The 22,508-nt window shown below is 69.0% G+C and carries 20 protein-coding genes; 11 read left to right on the top strand and 9 right to left on the bottom strand.

Features of this window, described 5'->3' with window-relative positions; genetic code table 11:
* The 3 genes from parC (at position 1) to BWR60_RS08185 (ending at position 4,340) form a co-directional block, all read left to right on the top strand.
* Positions 1–2,217: a DNA topoisomerase IV subunit A gene (gene parC / locus BWR60_RS08195; RefSeq protein ID WP_088150516.1), complete on the top strand. Its 2,217-nt coding sequence runs from the start codon at positions 1–3 to the stop codon at positions 2,215–2,217.
* Positions 2,218–2,370: 153 nt separating this feature from the next.
* Entirely contained in the window at positions 2,371–2,949 is a 579-nt protein-coding gene (locus tag BWR60_RS08190; protein WP_088150515.1) for a biotin transporter BioY, read from the top strand.
* A gap of 299 nt (positions 2,950–3,248) precedes the next feature.
* A complete protein-coding gene (locus BWR60_RS08185) occupies positions 3,249–4,340 on the top strand; it encodes a TRAP transporter substrate-binding protein (RefSeq protein WP_088150514.1) in 1,092 nt (363 codons plus the stop codon).
* Between the two features lie 55 nt (positions 4,341–4,395).
* Here the strand turns inward: BWR60_RS08185 and BWR60_RS08180 are convergent, their stop codons facing one another.
* The 6 genes from BWR60_RS08180 to BWR60_RS08155 form a co-directional block, all read right to left on the bottom strand.
* Positions 4,396–5,970, bottom strand: coding sequence for a TRAP transporter large permease (locus BWR60_RS08180; RefSeq protein WP_088150513.1), 1,575 nt, complete (start codon positions 5,968–5,970; stop codon positions 4,396–4,398).
* Between the two features lie 32 nt (positions 5,971–6,002).
* On the bottom strand, positions 6,003–6,551 hold the full coding sequence (locus BWR60_RS08175) for a TRAP transporter small permease subunit (RefSeq protein WP_034833189.1): 549 nt from the start codon (positions 6,549–6,551) through the stop codon (positions 6,003–6,005).
* Between the two features lie 271 nt (positions 6,552–6,822).
* Positions 6,823–7,557, bottom strand: a complete 735-nt coding sequence (locus BWR60_RS08170) for an arginyltransferase (protein ID WP_088150512.1) — start codon at positions 7,555–7,557, stop codon at positions 6,823–6,825.
* Between the two features lie 122 nt (positions 7,558–7,679).
* The gene (locus BWR60_RS08165) at positions 7,680–8,165 is read right to left on the bottom strand and encodes an AAA family ATPase (protein WP_088150511.1); all 486 of its coding nucleotides are present in this window, start codon (positions 8,163–8,165) and stop codon (positions 7,680–7,682) included.
* A gap of 29 nt (positions 8,166–8,194) precedes the next feature.
* On the bottom strand, positions 8,195–9,427 hold the full coding sequence (locus BWR60_RS08160) for a threonine ammonia-lyase (RefSeq protein WP_230982992.1): 1,233 nt from the start codon (positions 9,425–9,427) through the stop codon (positions 8,195–8,197).
* Between the two features lie 15 nt (positions 9,428–9,442).
* On the bottom strand, positions 9,443–11,824 hold the full coding sequence (locus BWR60_RS08155) for a penicillin acylase family protein (RefSeq protein WP_088150510.1): 2,382 nt from the start codon (positions 11,822–11,824) through the stop codon (positions 9,443–9,445).
* A gap of 219 nt (positions 11,825–12,043) precedes the next feature.
* Between BWR60_RS08155 and BWR60_RS08150 the strand changes: the two genes are divergently transcribed.
* Positions 12,044–13,195, top strand: coding sequence for a type III PLP-dependent enzyme (locus tag BWR60_RS08150; RefSeq protein ID WP_088150509.1), 1,152 nt, complete (start codon positions 12,044–12,046; stop codon positions 13,193–13,195).
* Positions 13,196–13,211: 16 nt separating this feature from the next.
* The gene (locus tag BWR60_RS08145) at positions 13,212–14,060 is read left to right on the top strand and encodes an alpha/beta fold hydrolase (RefSeq protein WP_088150508.1); all 849 of its coding nucleotides are present in this window, start codon (positions 13,212–13,214) and stop codon (positions 14,058–14,060) included.
* 248 nt (positions 14,061–14,308) lie between these two features.
* Here BWR60_RS08145 and hemB read toward each other — a convergent pair whose 3' ends face one another.
* On the bottom strand, positions 14,309–15,307 hold the full coding sequence (gene hemB / locus BWR60_RS08140) for a porphobilinogen synthase (protein WP_088150507.1): 999 nt from the start codon (positions 15,305–15,307) through the stop codon (positions 14,309–14,311).
* A gap of 338 nt (positions 15,308–15,645) precedes the next feature.
* Here hemB and BWR60_RS08135 point away from each other — a divergent pair, with 338 nt between their 5' ends.
* Positions 15,646–16,122, top strand: a complete 477-nt coding sequence (locus BWR60_RS08135) for a MarR family winged helix-turn-helix transcriptional regulator (RefSeq protein ID WP_088150506.1) — start codon at positions 15,646–15,648, stop codon at positions 16,120–16,122.
* Positions 16,123–16,199: 77 nt separating this feature from the next.
* Here the strand turns inward: BWR60_RS08135 and BWR60_RS08130 are convergent, their stop codons facing one another.
* Both BWR60_RS08130 and BWR60_RS08125 read right to left on the bottom strand, forming a co-directional pair.
* Complete coding sequence (locus BWR60_RS08130; protein WP_088150505.1) at positions 16,200–17,414, bottom strand: acyl-CoA dehydrogenase; 1,215 nt, start codon at positions 17,412–17,414, stop codon at positions 16,200–16,202.
* Between the two features lie 118 nt (positions 17,415–17,532).
* The gene (locus BWR60_RS08125) at positions 17,533–17,931 is read right to left on the bottom strand and encodes a MucR family transcriptional regulator (RefSeq protein WP_088150615.1); all 399 of its coding nucleotides are present in this window, start codon (positions 17,929–17,931) and stop codon (positions 17,533–17,535) included.
* A 266-nt stretch (positions 17,932–18,197) separates the two neighbouring features.
* On the opposite strand from BWR60_RS08125, the gene rpiB reads away from it, so the two are divergent.
* From rpiB to ribB, 5 genes are all read left to right on the top strand, one after another.
* Complete coding sequence (gene rpiB / locus BWR60_RS08120) at positions 18,198–18,650, top strand: ribose 5-phosphate isomerase B (protein ID WP_088150504.1); 453 nt, start codon at positions 18,198–18,200, stop codon at positions 18,648–18,650.
* Positions 18,651–18,667: 17 nt separating this feature from the next.
* Complete coding sequence (gene glyA / locus BWR60_RS08115) at positions 18,668–19,960, top strand: serine hydroxymethyltransferase (protein WP_088150503.1); 1,293 nt, start codon at positions 18,668–18,670, stop codon at positions 19,958–19,960.
* Positions 19,961–20,186: 226 nt separating this feature from the next.
* A complete protein-coding gene (gene nrdR / locus BWR60_RS08110; protein WP_026870463.1) occupies positions 20,187–20,645 on the top strand; it encodes a transcriptional regulator NrdR in 459 nt (152 codons plus the stop codon).
* 116 nt (positions 20,646–20,761) lie between these two features.
* On the top strand, positions 20,762–21,376 hold the full coding sequence (locus BWR60_RS08105) for a riboflavin synthase (protein WP_088150502.1): 615 nt from the start codon (positions 20,762–20,764) through the stop codon (positions 21,374–21,376).
* Positions 21,373–22,506 carry a 3,4-dihydroxy-2-butanone-4-phosphate synthase gene (ribB, locus tag BWR60_RS08100; protein ID WP_275542372.1) on the top strand — a complete coding sequence of 378 codons (1,134 nt, stop codon included), beginning with the start codon at positions 21,373–21,375 and terminating at the stop codon, positions 22,504–22,506. The genes BWR60_RS08105 and ribB overlap by 4 nt, the downstream gene beginning before the upstream one ends.
* The last annotated feature ends 2 nt before the right edge of the window (positions 22,507–22,508 follow it).

Genomic DNA, 22,508 nt, shown 5'->3' with positions numbered 1-22,508 from the left:
ATGACCAGCACGCCTTCCGAGTCGATCCTGCCGGTGCCGCTGCACGATGCGCTGAGCACCCGTTATCTCAACTACGCGCTGTCGACCATCACCTCGCGCTCGCTGCCCGACGTCCGCGACGGGCTGAAGCCGGTGCATCGCCGGCTGCTCTACGCCATGCGGCAGCTGCGCCTGGCCTCGACCACGCCGCCGAAGAAATCGGCCCGCGTGGTCGGCGACGTCATCGGTCAGTACCACCCGCATGGCGACGCCTCGATCTACGACGCGCTGGTGCGCATGGCGCAGGACTTCGCCCAGCGCTATCCGCTGGTCGACGGCCAGGGCAATTTCGGCAATATCGACGGCGATAACGCCGCGGCGATGCGGTACACCGAGGCCCGGCTGACCGCCGTCGCCGAGGCGCTGCTGGAGGGCATCGACGACGACGCGGTCGATTTCCGCGAGACCTATGACGGCGAGGGGCGGGAGCCGGTGGTGCTGCCGGCCGCCTTCCCGAACCTGCTGGCCAATGGCAGCCAGGGCATCGCCGTCGGCATGGCGACCTCGATCCCGCCACACAATGTCGGCGAGATCTGCGACGCGCTGCAGATGCTGATCAAGCGGCCCGCGGCCACGGTCGACGACCTGCTGACCGTGGTCGCCGGGCCGGACTTCCCGACGGGCGGCGAGCTGGTCGAATCCGCCGCGGCGATCCGCGAGGCCTATGCCACCGGCCGCGGCGCCTTCCGGGTGCGGGCGCGCTGGGAGATCGAGAAGCAGCCGCTCGGCATGTACCAGATCGTGGTCACCGAGATCCCGTACCAGGTGCAGAAGTCGCGGCTGATCGAGAAGCTGGCCGAGATCGTCACCGCCAAGAAGCTGTCGACCTTGGAGGATGTGCGCGACGAATCGGCCGAGGATGTGCGCATCGTCCTGGTGCCGAAGAGCCGCAACGTCGAAGCCGACATGCTGATGGAGCAGCTGTTCCGGCTGACCGAACTGGAGAGCCGCTTCAGCCTGAACATGAATGTGCTGGACGCCACCAACGTCCCGCGCGTCATGGGGCTGAAGGATGTCTGCCGCGCCTTCCTCGACCACCGGCACGAGGTGCTGGAGCGGCGGTCGCGCCACCGCCTGGGCAAGATCGAGCGGCGGCTGGAGATCCTGGCCGGCTACCTGATCGTCTTCCTCGACCTCGACGAGGTGATCCGCATCATCCGCGAGGAGGACGAGCCGAAGCAGGGGCTGATGGCCCGCTTCACCCTGACCGAGCTGCAGGCCGACGCCATCCTCGACATGCGGCTGCGGTCCCTGCGCAAGCTCGAGGAGATGGAGATCCGGCGCGAGTTCGACGGGCTGTCGGGCGAGCGCGACGACCTGCTGGCGCTGCTGGCCGACGAAGGCAAGCGCTGGAAGTCGATCTCGAGCGAGATCGGCCAGATCCGCAAGAAGTTCGGCCAGGACACCGAGCTGGGCCGCCGCCGCACCAAGATCGGCGAGCCGCCCTCGGCCGTGGTGGTGTCGCTGGAGCCGCAGATCGAGCGCGAGCCGATCACCGTGTTCCTGTCGGAGAAGGGCTGGATCCGCGCCCTGCGCGGCCACGGCCTCGACCCGGGCGAAATCAAGTACAAGGATGGCGACGGCGAAGGCTTCGTGCTGCAGGCCGAGACCACCGACAAGATCCTGCTGTTCGGCAGCGACGGCCGCTTCTACACGCTCGGCGCCGACAAGCTGCCGCGCGGCCGCGGCTTCGGCGAGCCGGTGCGGATGATGGTCGACCTGGCCAACGACGCCGACATCGTCGCCCTGCTGGCCCATGTGCCAGGGCGCAAGCTGGTCCTGGCCTCGACCGACGGCCGCGGCTTCGTGGTGCCGGAAAGCGACGTGGTCGCCCAGACCCGGGCCGGCAAGCAGGTGCTGAACCTGAATGACGGCGCCAAGGCGGCGGTGTGCCGGCCGGTGACCGGCGACACCGTGGCGGTGGTCGGCACCAACCGGCGCCTGCTGTGCTTCCCGCTCAGCGAGCTGCCGGAGATGTCGCGCGGCAAGGGCGTGACGCTGCAGAAGTATCACGGCGCCGCGCTGTCCGACCTGACCGTGTTCAAGCGCGAGGAGGGGCTGATCTGGCAGATGGGCGGCGGCCGCACCCGCACCGAGCCGGAGATCCCGGTGACCGCCCGCGGCCGCACCGGCAACCTGCCGCCGCGCGGCTTCCCGCAGACCAACAAGTTCACGTGACCCGCTTCCCGCTCTTTCCTTGTCATGCCCGGGCTTGACCCGGGCATCCAGAAGGTCTCGACATCTTCTGGATTGCCGGGTCAAGCCCGGCAATGACATTAAGGGGCCGGAACTGGCCGGAGACCGGCCGAACGAGACGATTGGAGCCCTGACATGACCACCCGCACCCTTCCCCCGATGCTGTCTCTGTGGCGCACCGACGGCCAGTCGGGCCTGCTGCGCGCCGCCGTGCTGGTGGTGCTGGGCTCGGCGCTGATGGCGCTGTCGGCCAAGGTCCAGGTGCCGTTCATCCCGGTGCCGATGACGTTGCAGTCCGGCGTGGTGCTGCTGATCGGCGGCGCCTATGGCTGGCGCCTGGGCGGCCTGGCCATGCTGGCCTATCTGGCCGAAGGCCTCGTCGGCCTGCCGGTCTTCGCCGGCCTGGCCGCCGGCCCGGCCTATTTCGCCGGCCCGACCGCGGGCTACCTGGTCGGCTTCGTGGCCTCGGCCGCGCTGATGGGCCTGGCGGTGGAGCGCGGCTGGACCCGCAGCCTCGTGGGCATGGCCGCTGCCATCATCGTTGCCTCGGTGGTCCCCTTCGTCACCGGCGTGGCCTGGCTGGCGGTGCTGGTCGGCCCGGCGGCGGCGATCTCCGCCGGCCTGGTGCCGTTCATCCCGGCGGCGGCCCTCAAGGGCGCCCTGGCCGGCCTGCTGCTGGCCAAGTTCGACGGTCTGGCCCAGCGCCGCGGCTGACCGGGCCGGCTCAGCCCTCGCCGTCATTGCGGCGAGGAGGCGAAGCCGACGAAGCAATCCAGGGGCCGGTTCGCACTGCCCCTGGATTGCTTCGCTGCGCTCGCAATGACGGTGCTGGGAATTCTGGAGCGAGAGGTCGCGCAGAGGCGATCGCTGGATCGGACCTTTTTCCTTCCGAACAAGAACCTCCGTTGCGTCCGGGCCCTGAGTTTCATTAGATGACTGCGGCGCGGCGGCGAACGAATCCGCCGCCGCGTATTGTCGTGCCCGTCGAGGCGAAACAGGGGGGACTGCAAAGGATGAAGCGGCGGAATTTCATCGCGACCGCGGGGGTGGGCCTGGCGGCCGCGCCGCTGGCGGCGCCGGCGATCGCGCAGGACAAGCCGGAGATCAAGTGGCGCCTGGCGTCGAGCTTTCCGAAGTCGCTCGACACCATCTATGGCGGCGCCGACGTGCTGTCGAAGACGCTGTCGGACCTGACCGACGGCAAGTTCCAGATCCAGGTCTTCCCCTCGGGCGAACTGGTGCCCGGCCTGCAGGCGCTGGACGCCGCGCAGAACGGCACGGTCGAGGCGGCGCACACCGTCGCCTACTACTATGTCGGCAAGGACCCGACCTTCGCCATCGGCTCCTCGATCCCGTTCGGCCTGAACGCCCGGCAGCAGAACGCCTGGCTGTATCACGGCGGCGGCAACGATCTGCTGAACATTTTCTTCGCCAATTACGGCGTGGTCGGCTTCCCCGGTGGCAACACCGGCACCCAGATGGGCGGCTGGTTCCGCAACGAAGTCAAGTCGCTGGCCGACCTCAAGGGCCTGAAGATGCGCATTGCCGGCCTTGCCGGCCGCGTCGTGGAGAAGATCGGCGTGGTGCCGCAGCAGATCGCCGGCGGCGACATCTACCCGGCGCTGGAGCGCGGCACGATCGACGCCACCGAATGGGTCGGCCCGTATGATGACGAGAAGCTCGGCTTCTACCAGGTCGCCAAGTTCTACTACTACCCGGCCTTCTGGGAAGGCGGCCCGACCGTGCACTTCCTGTTCAACAAGGAGAAGTACGAGGCGCTGCCCGACGGCTACAAGAAGGCGCTTGCCGCGGCCACCGAGGTCGCCAACTTCAACATGCTGGCGCTGTACGACGTGAAGAACATCGCGGCGATCCGCAGCCTGGTCGGCAAGGGCGTGCAGCTGCGCCCGCTGCCGCGCGACGTGCTGGACGCGGCCTATACCGAGTCCTTCAAGCTCTATGACGAGCTGTCGGCCTCCAACGCCAACTGGAAGGCGATCTACGAGCCGTGGAAGAAGTTCCGCGGCGAGGCCTATCAGTGGTTCCGCGTCGCCGAATACACCTATGACAGCTACGTCTACGCCCAGCAGGCGGCCGGGAAGTAACCCGACCCTCCGCTGAACGGAAAAGGGCCGGTCCTTGGCGGGACCGGCCCTTTTGCTATTTGAAGTCCGGCGGCGGCAGCGGGTCGCCGGGCTGCGCCGGGGCCGGCGCGGGCTGGCCGCCCGGCGCGGGCGGAGCCCCAAAATCCGGCGCCGGCGGTGCGCCGAAATCGGGCGCGGCCGGCGTGCCGAACGGGTTGGCGCCGTCGACGCCCGGCATCGGCACGTCGATGTGGATGCTCGCGGGATCGACCTCGACCTGGCCCGCCTTGTAATGGGTCACCAGCCCCGGGAAGGCGATGACGATCGCGACCATCAGGACCTGGATCACCACGAAGGGGATCGCCCCCCGGTAGATCTGGCCGGTCGTCACCGGCGCGATGGTCTTTCCCGTCACCTTGTCGCGATAGGCCCGGGTCGGCGCCACCGAGCGCAGGTAGAACAGCGAGAAGCCGAAGGGCGGATGCATGAAGGAGGTCTGCATGTTGACCGCCAGCAGCACGCCGAACCAGACCAGGTCGATGCCCTGGCTAGCCGCCACCGGGCCCAGCAGCGGCACGATGATGAAGGCCAGCTCGAAATAATCGAGGAAGAAGGCCAGGAAGAAGACCAGGATGTTGGCGACGATCAGGAAGCCGATCACGCCGCCCGGCACCGAGGTCATCAGGTGCTCGACCCAGACATGGCCGTTGAGGCCGTAGAAGGTCAGCGAGAAGACGCGGGCGCCCAGCAGGATGAACAGCACGAAAGCCGACAGCTTGGTGGTGGTGTCCAGCGCCTGGCGGATCATCGTCATGTTCAGACGGCGATTGATCGCCGCCAGGATCAGCGAGCCGACCGCGCCCATGGCGCCGCCCTCGGTCGGCGTGGCGATGCCGAGGAAGATGGTGCCCAGCACCAGGAAGATCAGCACCAGCGGGGGGATCAGCGAGGTCACCACCTTGCCGGCCAGGGCCAGGCCGCGCAGGGTGCGGGCCTCGCGCGGCAGGGCCGGGGCGCTGTCCGGCCGGATGATCGACATGATCAGGATGTAGCCGGCATAGAGGCCGGTCAGCACCAGCCCGGGCAGCAGCGCGCCCTGATACATGTCGCCGACCGAGCGGCCGAGCTGGTCCGCCATGATGATCAGCACCAGGCTGGGCGGGATGATCTGCGCCAGCGTGCCGGAGGCGGCGATGACGCCCGAGGCCAGCGACCGGTCATAGCCGTAGCGGAGCATGATCGGCAGCGAGATCAGCCCCATGGAGATCACCGAGGCCGCGACCACGCCGGTGGTGGCGGCCAGCAGCGCGCCGACGAAGATCACCGCATAGGCCAGGCCGCCGCGGACCGGGCCGAACAGCTGGCCGATCGTGTCCAGCAGGTCCTCGGCCATGCCGCTGCGTTCGAGGATCAGCCCCATGAAGGTGAAGAACGGCACGGCCAGCAGCGTCTCGTTCGACATCTGCTGGTAGAACCGGTCGGGGATAGCGCCGATCAGGTTGAACTGCAGCACGCCGAGCTCCACCCCGATCAGGTAGAAGACGAAGCCGACGGCGGCGAGGGAGAAGGCGACCGAGTAGCCGAGCAGGAGCACGACCACCAGGGCGGCGAACATGAGCGGCGCCATGTTCTCGATCAGGAACTGCGTCATCCGGGCAGGCCTTCAGGAACCGGTGGGGCGGGTCAGAGCGGATCGGCTTCGTGATCGTGCGCCGGCACGATGTCGGGGATCCGCCCCGACAGGATCGCCAGCCGCTTGATCAGCTCCGACAGGCCCTGCAGCGCCAGCAGGGCGAATCCGGCCGGGATCAGCGCCCAGACCGGCCAGCGGATCAGCCCGCCGGCATCGCCCGAGGTCTCGCCGCTGGCGAATTTGTCGACCACCACCGGCCAGGAGATCAGGATGGCGACGACGCAGAAGGGCAGCAGGAAGAACAGGGTGCCGAACACCTCGATCCAGATCTGGGTGCGGCGCGAGCAGCGGCCGTACAGGATGTCGACCTTGACGTGCTCGCCCTTCAGCAGGGTGTAGCCCGCGGCCAGCAGGAACACCGCCGAGAACAGGTACCATTGCAGCTCCAGCCAGGCGTTGGAGCTGACCGAGAAGGCCTTCCGCAGGATGGCGTTGCCGGCGCTGACCAGGATCGCGACCAGGACGAGCCACGACACGGCCCGTCCGATCCAGCCGTTCACGGCGTCGATGGCGCGGCTGGCGCCCAGCAATGCTCCCATGGAACCTCCCCCGGTTTCTTGTCTCTTCGTGCGCAGCGCATTGGATCGGTGCAATTCGCTGTTGCGAAATATCAGCTTTCGCCCGCGAGACCAACCGACGATTGGGGCCTTATCCGGATGTCTGACCGTACGGCTTCTTCGCTCGTGAGCCCCTCCATTCCCACGCCGTCATTGCGAGGAGGCGAAGCCGACGAAGCAATCCAGGGGCCGGTGCAAGCGGCCCCTGGATTGCTTCGCTGCGCTTGCAATGACGGTGGGGAAGAAGGCGGGCTCAGCCGTCCTGGTCAAGCGTCGTCCAGCCGCTGTCGGTGAGGGCCTCGAGCGGCTGGAAACGCGCCTTGTAGGCCATCTTGTGGCTCTGCGCGATCCAGTAGCCGAGATAGACGTGGTCGAGGCCGGTCTGCCGGGCCTCCTCCACCAGGGCCAGGATCACATACGTGCCCAGGCTGCGCTGCGGCACGTCGGGATCGTAGAAGCTGTAGACGGCGGATAGCCCGTCCTCCAGCACGTCGACCAGCGCGGCGGCGCGCAGGGTGCCGGCCGGGTCGCGGAACTCGATCAGCGCGGCGCTGCCGCTGCCTTCCTCGATCATGCTGCCGTAATCGGCCCGCGACATCCGCGCCATGTCGCTGTCGCCATGGCGATGCCGCTGGTAGCGGAGGAACAGGGCGAACTGCTCGTCGGTGCCGATCGGCAGCACCGACCGGCGGCTGAGGTCGAGATTGGCGGCCCAGGCCCGGCGCATGCTGCGGCCGGCGGTAAAGCGCGCCACCGGGATGCGCACCGGAACGCAGGCGCGGCAGCCAGGGCAGACCGGGCGGTAGACGATGTCGTGGCTGCGCCGGAACCCGGCCTGCGACAGGGTGGTGTTCAGCGATCGCGCGTCGCCGCCGTTCAGCCGGGTGAACAGCTTGCGCTCGACACGGCCGGGAATATAGGGGCAGGGCAGGGGGCCCGACCGGTAGAAATGCTGCAGACGACCAAGCTTGCCGTCGATGACGGACATCAAAGGCTCCTGGGCCGAGGCACTGACCTCATCCCCATACTGCACCACAGTGACGGATCGCGGGCAAGCGACTCGGACGCCGGATCGCCATGCCGGGGTATGCGGCCGGATCTATCGCGGCTTCATGTCAGCCGCAGAATCGCGTCGACCGTGTCGGCGACCGGCCGGCGGGTGTCGATCTCGTGATCGGCGGACTGGCGCAGCAGCGGCTCGACCAGCGCCACCAGCCCGGCCGCCCTGCGCCGCTCCTCCCCGGTCCGGCCATAGCCGTCGGCGCGGGCCGCCATCCGCTCCAGCAGCGTCTCCACCGGGGCGGAGAGCAGGATCACCAGGTCGATCCGCGGCAGGAACCGGCCCATGGTCTCGGAGGTGCCGCTGAGGAACAGCGTGCGGTCGCGCGGCGCGGCCAGCAGCGCGTCCAGCCGGTCCTCCCGCCACACCCAGTCCTTGCCCTCGCCCGGCGTCAGGTCATCCCCGGGGGCGGCATCGACCCATTCCGACCATTCCGGCGTGTCGAGGTCGCGGGTGTCGTGGCCGCGCGCCGCCAGCTCGCGGATCACGGCGGTCTTCCCGCTCCCGGACATGCCGGTGATCAGGACGGCCTTCATGCGCTTCCCCCTCCGGGCGGGTCGCCCGGTCAGGCGCCGACGTCGCTCAGCAGCTTGGCCGGATAGCCCGATTCCATCAGCTTGCCGATGATGACATCGACATGGGCGCGGTCGCGGGTCTCGACCACCACGTCGATATCGGCGCGCTTCACCGGGATCTGGAAGAACAGCCGCTGGTGGTAGGTCTCGATGATGTTGCCGCCGGTGGCGCCGATGATGCCGGCGATGGTGCTCAGCACCCCCGGCACGTCCTCGATCTCGATGCGCAACCGGGCGATCTGGCCGTTGCGCACCAGGCCGCGCATCAGGATCGAGGCCAGGATGCGCGGGTCGATGTTGCCGCCGCAGACGACGACGCCGACCTTGCGCCCGGCGAAGCGCTCCGGATGGGCCAGGATGCCGGCGATGCCGGCGGCGCCCGCGCCCTCGGCGACCAGCTTCTGCTGGGTCATCAGCTGGTGCACGCCCTGCTCCAGCACCGTCTCCTCGACCGTGACGATGTCGTCGACCAGCGCCGCGATGATCTGCCGGGTCAGCACGCCCGGGCTCTTCACCGCGATGCCCTCGGCGATGGTGGCGCCGCCATAGACGCCGGTGCGGCCGGCCACCGCGTCGCTCATCGAGGCGTAGAGCGCGGCTTCGACCCCGGTGATCCGGATCTTGGGGTTGATCGACCGCGCCGCGATGGCGATGCCGGAGATCAGCCCGCCGCCGCCGATCGGCACCACCAGGTCGTCCAGGTCCGGCACGTCGGCCAGGATCTCCAGCCCGGCGGTGCCCTGGCCGGCGACGATGTACGGGTCGTCATAGGGGTGGATCAGGGTCAGCCCGTCCGAATCGACCAGCTTGCGGGCATGGCCCATGCTGTCGTCCAGGGTCTGGCCCACCAGCACCACCTTGGCGCCGTAGCCCTCGGTCTTCGCCACCTTGGTGAAGGGGGTGAAGGTCGGCATCACGATGGTCGACGGGATGCCCAGGCGGGTGGCGTGGTAGGCGACGCCCTGGGCGTGGTTGCCGGCCGACATGGCGACGACGCCGCGCCGGCGCTGCGCCTTGTCGAGCGAGCGCAGCTTGTTGTAGGCGCCGCGGTCCTTGAACGACCCGGTGCGCTGCAGCGTCTCGAGCTTCAGGTGCAGCTCGCAACCGAGGATGCCGGACAGCTGGGGCGCCGGGATCATCGGCGTGCGGGCCACCTGGCCCTCCAGGGCCGCGGCGGCGGCGTGGATGTCGTCGATGGTGACCGGCAGCGGGGCGGTGCTCATCTGGGGTTTGTCCCGTTATTGGCGCGGCTGCAGGGTCGTCAGCGACTCCCCGGCGGCGGCGAGATCAGCCTCGCCACCCTGCAACGTCAAGTATCTTCCGTCTCGCCAATCCGCGACCAGGTCGCCCCAATGCGGCGACAGCGGGTTGCCTGACTGGCCGGTGGCGATCATGAAGCGCGACCGGCCGCGGTCGGCCAGGTCGTAGACGGCGCGGTAGCCGGCGCCATGGGTGTGGGCGAAGGGCGCGTCGGGATCGGTGATCGTGGTGGCGCCGCGATTCAGGGTATAGGGCCCGCCATCGGTCGGGGTCGCCAGCGAGATCAGCCCGCCGACCACCGGCACGCGCGACAGCACCTGCGCCTCCAGCGGCGCGACATGCTCCGACCCCCAGCGCCAGGCAGCCATGTCGGCGCCGTGGCGCTGCGCCAGCGCGTCCAGCGCCTCGCCCAGGGTCCGGCGCAGCAGGGCCGAGCAGTCGGCCGGCGGGGCCGAGGCCTTGGCGTCGCCGCACCAGGACGGGTCGCGGTTCAGGATCGTCGCCAGGATCGTCGGGTGCAGCCCGAAATAATCCTCGGCCAAGGGGCCGAGCGGCGGGTCGAACACGGCATGGGCGAAGCGCCACAGCCATTCCATGTAGAGCAGCGGCTCCGGCCGGTTGCGGTCCATCCGCAGGTTCCAGCCGCGCAACAGCGCCAGGGCCTTGGCCATGCGGTCGTCCGCAGGATCGATGACGGTCATCAGCGGCAGCAGCTCGCGCGCCTCGGTGGTCAGCGTGTCGGCCTGCATCGCCTGGCTGCGCGCCATCGTGTTCGGCCCCTCGGCGTCCAGCATCTCGACGATGCGGCGGGCGCGGTACGGCTCGTCATAGCCGTCGCCGAGATAGTGGGGATAGCCCGGCCCGACCGGGGCGTTGTTGGCGTTGGCGATGGCGGCGCCGGGCGGGTTCAGGGCCTGGGGCAACTCCTCGAACGGGATCAGGCCGGTCCAGTCCTGGGCGCCCGAGGCGCCGTCCGCCGGCAGCTTGCCGTCGCCGGAGCGGCGGATCGGGATCGCGCCGGGGACGACGAAGCCGATATTCCCGTCGCCATCGGCATAGGCCATGTTCTGGATCGGGGCGCGGAACAGCCGCATCGCCGCCAGGAACTCCGGCCAGTCGCCGGCGCGGTTCAGCCGGTACAGCGCGTCGGCGCTGGTGTCGCCGGGGGCCAGCGCGGTGAAGGCCAGGGCGGCGACCTTGCCGTCGCCCGCCAGCTTCGCCATGTCGGGGTCGAGGTCGGACAGCACCGGCCCGTGCCGAGTGCTGCGGATCGTCAGCGTCACCGGGTCGCCGCCGGACACGCCGATGGTCTCGGTCCGGGTCTCGAAGGCGGCGCTGCCGTCCGGGGTGCGGTAGCGGCCCGGGTCGGCCGGGTCCACCGTCTCCAGGAACAGGTCCTGCACATCGGCGCCGGTGGTGGTGAAGCCCCAGGCGATGCGGCGGTTCTGGCCCAAAATGGTCAGCGGCACGCCGGGCACGGTGGCGCCGGCGACCGACAGCGTCGGCGTCTCGATCCGCGCCAGGTACCACAGGATCGGCGCGCTCAGCCCCAGATGCGGGTCGTTGGCCAGGATCGGCGCGCCGGTGTCGGTGCGGCTGGGGCCGACCACCCATTCGTTCGACGCCGTGCGGGGGCCAAGCGGCGGCGGCAGCGCCTGGACCAGGGCGGTCAGCATCGGCGCGGCTCGGTCGAGGGCGGCGAGGGTGGAGGGCGTGAGCGTGCCGAGATCCGGGAACAGGGTGCGGGCGCGGTCCGGCCCCAGCCGGGCGATCACCTGGGCGCGCAGGATCTCGTCGCGATAGTTCGCCGACAGCTGCAGCGCCATCAGCTTGCTCCAGACCAGCGTGTCGGCCGGCCGCCACGGCTCGGGCCGGCTGCCGAGGAGATAGAACTCGGGCGGCAGCGCGCCCGGATGGCCGTCGATCCAGGCATTGACGCCCGCGGCGTAGCGGTCGAGCGCCGCTCGCATCTCCGGCGGCTGGGCGGCGACGTCGGCCTCGGCCAGGCGGTAGAAGCCCAGCGTCCGCATCAGCTTGTCGAATTTCAGCCCGCCGGTGCCGATCAGCTCGGACAGCCGGCCGGCGCCGATCCGGCGCTGCAGCTCCATCTGCCACAGCCGGTCCTGGGCGTGCAGCCAGCCGAGGGCGAAATAGGCGTCGCCGTCGCTCTGGGCAAAGATCGTCGGGACGCCGTGACCGTCACGGTAGATCCGCACCGGGCCGGACAGGCCGTCGAGCGCGACGGTGCCTGATTCGGCGGGCACCCCGGTGCGCAGCCACCACAGGCCGCCGCCGGCCAGCACCACGAGCAGCAGCAGGAGGCAGGCCAGCGCGATCGCGCCGCGGCGAAGCCATCTCATCGATCACGTCTCCAGGCCGCCCAGGATCGGTCATGGCGGTGTGGTGTTATAATAATCTGTCCGATTCGGCGCGAGGCGCCATGGAGGCGCAGGGTCGGGCCGCGGCGCCGGATGCGCTTCGGTCTATTTTCGCGGGGGGCTAGCCAAGCGGCCGGCCTTGCCCGGATGATATCGAGGTGCCGCGCGTCCGGCGGCGGCCCAGCGTTCCAGGAGCGTTCGATGGAGTCCTTCGCCGACGCCCTCGCCATGGTCACCGCCCTCCGGCCGGAGGAGCCGGTCTACTGCCTGCGGCCCCGGGTGCTGCGGGACTCGGCGGCGGAATTCCAGCGCCAGTTCCCCGGCACGGTGATGTACGCGGTCAAGTGCAACGACCATCCGGCGGTGCTGGCCGGGCTGCATGCCGGCGGCCTGCGCCATTTCGACGTCGCCTCGCTGAGCGAGATCGAGGCCGTGGCGGCGCTGCCCGAGGCCGTGTCGCACTACATGCACCCGGTGAAGAACCGGCAGGCGGTCGAACTGGCCTATCACCGCTTCGGTATCCGCACCTACGCGCTGGACCATGAGGAGGAGCTGGACAAGATCCTGGCCGTGACCGGCGGGGCGCGCGACCTGACGCTGGTGCTGCGGGTCGACATGCCGCGCTTCGATTCGGTCTGCGACCTCAGCGGCAAGTTCGGCGCCGAGGTCGAGGCCGCGCCGGGGCTGCTGCGCCGCATCGCCGCCACCGGCAACCGCGCCGGGCTGACCTTCCATGTCGGGTCGCAATGCCTCGATCCCGGCGCCTATGAGAGCGCGCTGACGATCTGCGCCGGCATCCTGGCCAGGGCCGGGGTCGGCGCGCCGGTGATCGATGTCGGCGGCGGCTTCCCGGCCGCCTATGTCGGCACCGCGGCGCCGCCGCTCTCCGCCTTCGTCGCCGCGATCCGCGCCGGGCTGGCCCGGCTGCCGGCCGATCCCGGCCGTGCCGTGTTCTGCGAGCCCGGCCGGGCCCTGGTGGCCGAGGCCTGTTCGTTGGTGGTGAAGGTCGAGTTCCGGCGCGGCCACCGCCTGTACCTGAACGACGGCGCCTATGGCAGCCTGGCCGACATGAAGCTGTTCCGCACCGTCTATCCGGTGCGCCTGCTGCGGCCGGGCGGGGCGGGCGGGAAGCCGGCCAGCTTCGCCCTGTTCGGCCCGACCTGCGACAGCTATGACAGCCTGCCCGGCACCTCGCCGCTGCCGGAGGATGTGCACGAGGGCGACTGGATCGAGTTCGGCCAGATCGGCGCCTATTCCAACGTGCTGCAGACCCGGTTCAACGGCTTCGAGGCCCGGCGCTTCGTCGCGGTCGAGGACGGCGCGCTGCGCCCGGCCGCCGCTCAGGCGGCCTGAGAGGGATCCCCCAAGGATGGAACCAGTCGAGCATCAGTTCCTCGGGCTCGGCCTGGGCGGCTTCCACCGCCTGGCCTATGTCTCCTGGGGCTCGGACCGCACGCAGCCGCCGGTGCTGTGCGTGCACGGGCTGACCCGCAACGGCCGGGACTTCGACATGCTGGCCGCGGACTTGGCCTGGTCGGGCCGGATGGTGGTCTGCCCCGACGTGGTCGGGCGCGGCCGCAGCGGCTGGATCGCCAACCCGGCGCTGTACGGCTATCCGCAGTATCTCGGCGACGCGGCGGCGCTGATCGCCCGGCTCGACGCGGCGGAGGTCGACTGGGTCGGCACCTCGATGGGCGGGCTGATCGGCATGATGCTGGCGGCCCAGCCGAACACGCCGATCCGCCGGCTGGTGCTGAACGACGTCGGGCCGTTCATCCCGCAGGCGGCGTTGATGAGAATCGGATCCTATGTTGGCCAGGACCCGGCCTTCGCCGATCTCGCCGGGCTCGAGGCCTATCTGCGGCGGGTGCACGCGCCCTTCGGGCCGCTGACCGACGGGCAATGGCGGCACTTGGCCGAGCACAGCGCCCGGCGGCGGGCGGACGGCACGCTGGGCCTGGCCTACGACCCCGGCATCGCCGCGGCCTTCGCCGGCCCGCTGGCGGATGTCGACCTGTGGATGGTGTGGGACCAGATCCGCTGCCCGGTGCTGGTGATCCGCGGCGCGGAGTCGGACCTGCTGGCCGCCGAGACGGCCGAGCGGATGGCGGCGCGGCCGGACACCATGCTGCTGACCATCCCCGGCTGCGGCCACGCCCCGGCGCTGATGGTGGGCGACCAGACCGGCCCGATCCGCGACTGGCTGGCGGCGGCCTGAGGCGGCGCCGGCGCGGTCCTGTTTGACTATTTGTTCTGTTTTTGTTCCAATTCGGCATGGTGATGTCGGTGCCGAGATTGTGTCTGGATCAACTCGGTTGTCTCAGAACAGCAACCCCTCGCCGTCATTGCGAGGAGGCGAAACCGACGAAGCAATCCAGGGGCCGGTTCGCACTGGCCTCCGGATTGCTTCGCTGCGCTTGCAATGACGGTGTTGGGAACTTCGAAAGAGCCTCGCTGAGGCGAGGGTCACCCCAGCAGCACCGCCGCGTCGACGGCGCCGTAGGTCAGCACGCCCGCGGCGCCGGCGCGCTTGAACGCGGTCAGCACCTCGATCAGCGCCTTGTCGTAGTCCAGCCAGCCATTCTGCGCCGCAGCCTTCATCATCGCGTATTCGCCGCTGACCTGATAGGCGAGGACCGGCACGCCGAAGCCGTCGCGCACCCGGCGGATGATGTCGAGATAGGGCAGGCCGGGCTTGACCATCACCATGTCGGCGCCCTCCCGCAGGTCCAGCTCGACCTCGCGCATCGCCTCGTCGCTGTTGCCGAAATCCATCTGGTAGGTCTTCTTGTCGCCGACCAGCACGCCGGTCGACCCGACCGCATCGCGGAACGGGCCGTAGAAGGCCGAGGCGTATTTCGCCGAATAGGCCATGATCTTGACGTCCTGCCGGCCGGCGCCGTCCAGCCCGGCGCGGATCGCGCCGATGCGGCCGTCCATCATGTCCGACGGCGCCACGATGTCGGCCCCGGCCTCGGCCTGGACCACGGCCTGGCGCACCAGGATCTCGATCGTCTCGTCGTTCAGGATCCGGCCGTCGCGGATCACGCCGTCATGGCCGTGGCTGGTGAACGGGTCGAGGGCGACGTCGACGACGATGCCCAAATCCGGCACCGCCGCCTTGATCGCGGAGACGGCGCGGCACACCAGGTTGCCGGCCCGGCACGCCTCGGCCCCGTCCTCGCTGCGCAGGGCGCGGTCGATCATCGGGAAGATCGCCACGGCCGGGATGCCCAGGTCGCGGGCGCGGCGGCAGGCCTCCACGGCGCTGGCCAGATCGTGCCGCTCGACCCCCGGCAACGATTCGACCGGCTGCCGGCGGTCGCCCTCGACCACGAAGATCGGCCAGATCAGGTCGGACGGGCTCAGGCGATGCTCCGCCACCAGCTCGCGGATCCAGCCGTCGGTGCGCAGGCGGCGCATGCGGGTGGTCGGGTAGGCACCGGGGAAGGGCAGGCGGGACATCGTGACACTCAACGACGAGGATGGCGCGCGCACTCTAGGACGGAGCTCGGGCCGGAAACAACACGGTGCGGCGGCCCGCCACGGATCGCTGTCTCCGCAAAGGGAACGGTGCTTGCGTGGAGAGGGTTGATAAAGACCGACGATGGGATCAAAAATGTCCTTTGTCGCAACCGAGAGCATCGATCTAGCGCGAATTCGTCCTGAATGCGGTGCAAATTGCAGTGAACTCCTGTGCTGCTCACAACACTTTCGTTTTGGATGATTTTGTCTAAAGTGGCTTTGCCGGTGGTAGAACGACGGTCTAGATAGTACAAAGCGCCAGTGGGTCGGAGGTCTGAATGCATCATCCCTATTACCGCATGACCGCACTCATTGAGCGGCTCCATCGCTGCTTTCTGGATGTGGTGAAGGTGGAGTTGGACCGTTTTGGCGTCCAGGACATCAATAACGTGCAGAGTTTGATTCTGTACAATATCGGCATGGACGAGCTGACCATCGGCGAGTTGACCGCCCGTGGCTACTATCTGGGCTCGAACGTCTCGTACAACGTCAAGAAGATGGTCGAGAACGGTTACCTGGCGCAGGAGCGGTCGCAACATGACCGGCGCTCCACCCGGGTCCGTCTGACCAGCAAGGGCCAGGCGCTGCGGTCCAAGCTCGAGATCATGTTCAGCCGCCAGGCGGATTCGCTGGAGGGGACGGGGCTGCGCGTCGGCGACGTCGAGACGCTGAACGGCACGCTGCGGCGGCTCGAGGGCTTCTGGTCCGGCAACCTCGCCTACAGTACCGACCAGCCTGTGACCAGCGCGGCCTGAGGCGGCCTCGCCGGCACGAAAAAGGCGCGTCCCCCAGGGGCGCGCCTTTTCGTTTGCCCGGCTGATGCCGGGTCGGCTTAGAAAGCCGCCAGGCCGGTCTGGGCCCGGCCCAGGATCAGGGCGTGCACGTCATGCGTGCCCTCATAGGTGTTGACCGCCTCCAGATTCATCACGTGGCGGATCACGTTGAACTCGTCGGCGATGCCGTTGCCGCCGAGCATGTCGCGGGCCTGGCGGGCGATGTCCAGCGACTTGCCGCAGTTGTTGCGCTTCATCAGGCTGATCGCCTCCGGCGCCGCCTTGCCCTCGTCCTTGAGCTGACCCAGGCGATGCGCCGAGATCAGGCCGAGGGTGATCTCGGTCTGCATGTCGGCCAGCTTCTTCTGGATCAGCTGGGTGGCGGCGAGGGGGCGGCCGAACATCTTGCGGTCCAGCGTGTACTGCCGGGCGGTGTGCCAGCAGAACTCGGCCGCGCCGACGGCGCCCCAGGCGATGCCGTAGCGGGCGTTGTTCAGGCAGCCGAACGGGCCCTTCAGCCCCTTGACGTTGGGCAGCAGGTTCGCCTCGGGGACGAACACCTCGTCCATCACGATCTCGCCGGTGGTCGAGGCGCGCAGCGAGAACTTGCCCTCGATCTTCGGCGAGGACAGGCCCTTCATGCCGCGCTCCAGGATGAAGCCGCGGATCTCGCCGCTGTCATCCTTGGCCCAGACCACGAACACGTCCGCGATCGGCGAATTGGTGATCCACATCTTGGCGCCGGACAGGCTGTAGCCGCCGGCGACGCTGCGCGCCCGGGTCTTCATCGAGCCGGGGTCGGAGCCGGCGTCGGGCTCGGTCAGGCCGAAGCAGCCGACCAGCTCGCCGGTGGCCAGGCGGGGCAGGTACTTCTGGCGTTGCTCCTCGGTGCCGTAGGCATGGATCGGGTGCATCACCAGGCTCGACTGCACCGACATGGCGGAGCGGTAGCCGCTGTCGACGCGCTCGACCTCGCGCGCGATCAGGCCGTAGCAGACATAGTTCACGCCGGCGCAGCCATAGCCGTCGATGGTCGAGCCGAGGAAGCCGAGCTCGCCCATCTCGGTCATGATCTCGCGGTGGAAGACCTCGTGCCGGTTCGCCTCGAGCACGCGCGGCTGCAGCTTCTCCTGGCAATAGGCGCGCGCCGCGTCGCGCACCATGCGCTCCTCCTCGGTCAGCAGCTCCTCGAGCAGGAGCGGATCCTCCCAGTGGAAGGCGGCGCGGCCGGTCTGCGCCGGCTTGGCGGCCGCGGCGGCGGCGGAGGAAGTCATGGGCGAACTCCGGAACTGTCTTAAAACGGTGGCGCATAACAGCACAGGGGCCGGGACGCCGCCAGCCCAAGCCCGCATGGCTCACGCTGCAGCGTCCCGGCCCCCGAGGCGGCGGTGATCAGGCGCGCCGGGCCTTGCCCGCGTCGGTGCGGGCCTTGCCCAGACCGATCTTCTTGGCGAAGGCAGAGCGCTGTTCCGCATAGTTCGGCGCGACCATCGGGTAGTCCGCCGGCAGGCCCCACTTCGTCCGGTACTCCTCCGGCGACAGGTTGTAGGTCGTCCGCAGGTGCCGTTTCAGCATCTTCAGCTTCTTCCCGTCCTCCAGGCAGACGATGTAGTCCGGCTGGATCGACCGCCGGATCGGCACCGCGGGCTTGGCCGGAACCGCCGCCGCCGCCGCCGCCGGCGCGGAGCCGATGTTCCGCAGCGCGTCATGAATGGCCTGGATCACGCTCCCGAGCTGATCGGTCGGGACCGTGTTACGGGAAATATAGGACGTCACGATCTGGGTCGTCATCTGGATCAGATCGTCGTTGCCGCGTCCGCTGGTGCTTGCTTCATCCTCCATTGTTCAATTCCTTTTCTTTGTGTCGTCAACAGCGACAACGAGGTCGCATTTGATATCGCGCATGTCAACGGTAATGGGAAAAATACCTTATAATCTGCAACCGCAAACTGCGGCCGGGACCGGCCGGCACGCCGCGCACAATTGAGCCATGTTCTAGCTCACCCTCCAATGCAAAATATGCGAAGGTCGCCCGCTTCCCCTCTGACCGGACCATCATGACCGACGCCACGAAGACCGTCGCCCTCGCCGCCGACCATGCCGGATATGCCCTCAAGGACCAGCTCCGCGCGGCGATCGAGGAGCAGGGGCTGGCCGTTCTCGACCTCGGCACCAACGGTCCGGATCGGGTCGACTATCCCGACTACGGCCATGCCATGGCGCAGGCGATCCGGGACGGGCGGGCGACGCGCGGCGTCCTGGTCTGTGGCACCGGCATCGGCATCTCGATCGCCGCCAACCGCCATCGCGGAATCCGTGCGGCGCTGTGCCATGACGTCACCACCGCCCGGCTGTGCCGCCAGCACAACGACGCCAACGTGCTCGCGCTCGGCGCCCGAATCATCGGCTTCGAGACGGCCCGGGATTGCCTTGCCGTGTTCCTGTCCACCGATTACGAAGGCGGACGCCACGGCGACCGCATCGCCAAGATCGACGTGCCGAACGCCTGACCCAGGATGACCGCCCCATGAGCTCCGCCGACACCGCCGCCTCCCTCTTCACCGCCCGTCTGGACGACACCGACCCGGCCGTGCTGCGCGGCATCCGGGACGAGTTGAAGCGCCAGCAGACGCAGATCGAGCTGATCGCCAGCGAGAACATCGTCTCCCGCGCCGTGCTCGAGGCCCAGGGCTCGGTCCTGACCAACAAATATGCCGAGGGCTATCCGAACCGGCGCTACTACGGCGGCTGCGAATATGTCGACGTGGTCGAGCAGCTGGCGATCGAGCGCGCCTGCAAGCTGTTCGACTGCGTCTTCGCCAACGTCCAGCCGCATTCCGGGGCCCAGGCCAACCAGGCGGTGTTCTTCGCCCTGCTGCAGCCGGGCGACACCGTGCTGGGTCTGTCGCTGGCGGCCGGCGGCCACCTGACCCATGGCGCGCCCCCGAACCAGTCGGGCAAGTGGTTCAACGCGGTGCAGTACGGCGTCCGCCAGGACGATGCGCGGATCGACTATGACGAGCTGCAGCGCCTGGCCACCGAGCACAAGCCGAAGCTGATCATCGCCGGCGGCTCGGCCTATCCGCGGATCATCGATTTCGCCCGCTTCCGCCAGATCGCGGATTCGGTCGGCGCCTATCTGATGGTCGACATGGCGCATTTCGCCGGGCTGGTCGCCGGCGGCGTCCACCCCAGCCCGCTGCCGCACGCCCATATCGTCACCACCACCACCCACAAGACCCTGCGCGGCCCGCGCGGCGGCATGGTGCTGTCGAACGACCCGGAGATCGGCAAGAAGATCAACTCCTCGGTCTTCCCGGGGCTGCAGGGCGGTCCGCTGATGCATGTCATCGCTGCCAAGGCGGTGGCCTTCGGCGAGGCGCTGCGGCCGGAGTTCAAGACGTACGCCCAGGCGGTGGTCGACAATGCCAAGGCGCTGGCCGAGACCGTGCGCGCCGGCGGGCTGGACATCGTCTCCGGCGGCACCGACACGCATCTGATGCTGGTCGACCTGCGGCCGAAGAAGCTGACCGGCAAGGCGGCCGAGGCGAGCCTCGAGCATGCCGGCATGACCTGCAACAAGAACGGCGTGCCGTTCGACCCGGAGAAGCCGACCATCACCTCGGGCGTCCGCCTGGGCAGCCCGGCCGCGACCTCGCGCGGCTTCGGCGTCGCCGAGTTCCGGCAGGTCGGCGAGATGGCGGTCGAGGTGCTGGACGGCCTGGCCGCCAACCCTGACGACAACTCGAAGGTGGAGAAGGCGGTGCGGGCTCGGGTCGAGGCGCTGTGCGCCAGGTTCCCGATCTACCAGGGTCTGTGAGGCCGGCCCGCTCCATACTCTCGTCATGGCGAGCCCCGAAGGGGCGCGGCCATCCAGGGGTGGCTCGCACCGGCCCCTGGATGGCCACGTCGCTGCGCTCCTCGCCATGACGATATAAAAGATTGGCAGCAGCTCAGAATTCCTCGCCAAATGAAGCGATAGATTGTGGTTCGCCCACAACGGATGGTATCCATTCGTTGTGGGCGAACCATTTCCGGGGGAACCGATGCGCTGCCCGTTCTGTGGCCACGACGACACCCAGGTGAAGGACTCGCGTCCCACCGAGGACAATTCGGCCATCCGGCGGCGGCGCTTCTGCCCGGCCTGCGGCGCCCGCTTCACCACCTTCGAGCGGATCCAGCTGCGCGAGCTGACGGTGATCAAGTCGACCGGCCAGCGCGAGCCGTTCGACCGCGAGAAGCTGCTGCGGTCGATGCGCATCGCCCTGCGCAAGCGCGACATCGACATCGAGCGGCTGGAGCGGATCGTCAACTCCCTGGTCCGCCAGCTCGAAAGCTCGGGCGAAAGCGAGATCCCGTCCAAGGCGATCGGCGAGATGGTGATGAAGGCGCTGAGCGGCGTCGACAAGGTCGCCTACATCCGCTACGCGTCGGTCTATCGAGACTTCCAGGAGCCCGGCGCCTTCAGCGATTTCGTGGACCAGCTGCGCGGCGAGCGCCCCTGAGCGGCCAACCGGCTCGGTCCGGCTGGTTTCAAGACAGGCTCTGACAAGGAGGGCTTGCGTCAGGCGCAATGTGGTTTCGCTGGAAACCACAGCGCGTCCGGCATAGGGTGCCCGCCATGTTCAGCGGCATCATCACCGATGTGGGGCGCGTCGCGGCGATCGAGCGGCGAGGCGACACCCGCTACATCATCGAGACGGCCTTCGACACCGCGTCGATCGAGATCGGCGCGTCCGTCGCCCATAACGGCGTCTGCCTGACCGTGATCGAGACCTGGCCCGGCCGCTTCGCGGTCGAGGCCTCGGCCGAGACCCTGTCGCGCAGCACCCTGGGCGACTGGCAGGTCGGCACCGAGATCAACCTCGAGCGCTCGCTCAAGCTCGGCGACGAGATCGGCGGCCACCTGGTCTACGGCCATGTCGACGGCGTCGGCACCATCGTCGACCGCCGGCCGGAAGGGGACAGCGTCCGCTTCACGGTCGAGGCCCCGGCGGCGCTGGCCGACTATATCGCGTCGAAAGGCTCGATCGCGATCGAAGGCGTCTCGCTGACCGTGAACGAGGTCGCCGACACCCCGTCGGGGACCTGCCGCTTCGGCGTCAACATCATTCCGCACACCCAGGCATGCACGACCTTTCGAAGCTTAAGCACGGATCGCCGCGTGAACTTGGAGATCGACATGCTGGCGCGGTACACGGCGCGCCTGCTGCGCGATCGCAAGACAGCCGGCTGACCGAAGACGACCAGGCGCTTCTCTCGCCGATCTCCGAGATCATCGAGGAGGCGCGCCAGGGCCGCATGTTCATCCTGGTCGACGACGAGGACCGGGAGAACGAGGGCGACCTGGTGATCCCGGCGCAGACGGCGGATGCCGAGGCCATCAACTTCATGGCCCGCTACGGCCGCGGCCTGATCTGCCTGGCGATGGAGCGCAAGCGGATCGACGAGCTGGGCCTCCAGCTCATGACGCGCAGCAACGCCTCGCGCCACCAGACCGCCTTCACCGTCTCGATCGAGGCGCGCGAGGGCGTGACCACCGGCATCTCGGCGGCCGACCGGGCGCGCACCGTGGCCGTGGCCATCGACCCGGCCTGCGGCCCGGCCGACGTGGCCACGCCCGGCCATGTCTTCCCGCTGGTCGCGCGCGACGGCGGCGTGCTGGAGCGCACCGGCCACACCGAGGCGGCGGTCGACATCTCCCGCTTGGCCGGCATGGTCCCGGCCGGGGTGATCTGCGAGATCATGAACGACGACGGCAGCATGGCACGGCTGCCGGACCTGGTGAAGTTCGCCCAGTTCCACAACCTCAAGATCGGCACCATCGCCGACCTGATCGCCTATCGCCGCTGCCAGGAATCGCTGGTCGAGCGCAAGCTCGAGACCACGATCGAGAGCCGTTGGGGCGGCGACTGGCGGATGCTGGTCTATGTCAACAAGGCGCGCTACGCCGAGCATGTCGTGCTGGTGAAGGGCGACATCTCCGGCGAGGAGCCGGTGCTGGTGCGGATGCACGCGCTGAACGTGCTGGACGATGTGCTCGGCGACGTCCATGGCGGCAATGCCGGCATCCTGCACGGCGCCATGCAGGAGATCGGGCGCGAGGGCCGGGGCGTCGTGGTGCTGATCCGCGAGCCGCAGCCCGACAGCCTGAGCGAGCGGCTGCAGCGGCGGCTGGGCGGCATGCCGGCGAAGGAGAGCGGGCACGAGCTGCGCGACTATGGCGTCGGCGCCCAGATCCTGCTCGACCTCGGCGTCAGCAGGCTGATCGTGCTGTCAAACCACCCCCGCACCATCGTCGGCATCGACGGCTACGGCCTGACCGTGGTCGAGCAGCGCGCGATCACCGGCATCCAGGAGGACTGACC

This window comes from Inquilinus limosus, from assembly GCF_002195995.1.
GTDB classification, from domain to species: domain Bacteria; phylum Pseudomonadota; class Alphaproteobacteria; order DSM-16000; family Inquilinaceae; genus Inquilinus; species Inquilinus limosus_C.
This window is presented reverse-complemented; position numbering and strand designations above follow the sequence as displayed.